Below are 752 nucleotides of genomic sequence, written 5' to 3' on the forward strand. Positions count from 1 at the left end.
ATAGTCTTTGACGGAAGGGTCGCCGGCCATCAGCGGGTCGTACTGCGCGCCGAGGAAGCCCGCCCCCCAGCCGCGTTCCAGAGGCTTGAGGATTCCGACATAGGGCGGAACGGGACCGCCGAGTTTCTTCTCCTTGACGTACATTGAGCCGAACGAGGCGAAGTCGGTATTGGGCACCGGCAGGACGCCGGTTTGCAGATAACGGGAGGATCGCTCGTGCGAGCCCAGGTCGACGGAGGTGACCGAGCGGATGATGCAGAGTTTGTCGGCCTGTTTGGCGGTGTGCGGCATGAGTTCGCACATTTGAAAGCCGGGGATGCTGGTGGAGATCGGTTTGAATTCGCCTCGAATCTCCGACGGTGCGTCCGGCTTCATGTCGTACATATCCATCTGCGGAGCACCACCGCCGAGCCAGACGAAAATGAGAGATTTCGTGGGTGTGGTCTGGGCCTTCAGGAACCGCGGCAGCGAGAGGCCGCCGAGACCGAGCATGCCGAAGCGCAGAAAATCGCGTCGAGAAGAACCGTCGCAATTGGTATGGAAGTCCATGGCGTCAATGATTGAAAACGAACTCTTTCGAATTGAGGATGGCCCAGAGAAGATCTTCCCAGGTTTCGCGCCGGGCCGAAGCCCGGGCGACGCGCGTGAGCAGCCGGTCCTTCTCTTGCGGGCTGGGATAACGCGAGAGGGTACTGAGAAACATCTCATCCAGCACCTCCGCATCCGGTTTTCCGGAATCCAGCCAAGAGGCG

Annotated in this window: 2 protein-coding genes; both read right to left on the reverse strand. The window is 60.2% G+C overall.

Annotated elements, in window-relative coordinates:
• The coding region (locus JNK74_28705) for a DUF1501 domain-containing protein (GenBank protein MBL7650165.1) at positions 1 to 549 on the reverse strand (549 nt) is incomplete at its 3' end.
• A gap of 4 nt (positions 550 to 553) precedes the next feature.
• On the reverse strand, positions 554 to 752 hold a 199-nt coding region (locus JNK74_28710), incomplete at its 5' end, for a hypothetical protein (GenBank protein ID MBL7650166.1).

The sequence above is a fragment of the Candidatus Hydrogenedentota bacterium genome (assembly GCA_016791475.1).
Classification (GTDB): Bacteria; Hydrogenedentota; Hydrogenedentia; order Hydrogenedentales; family JAEUWI01; genus JAEUWI01.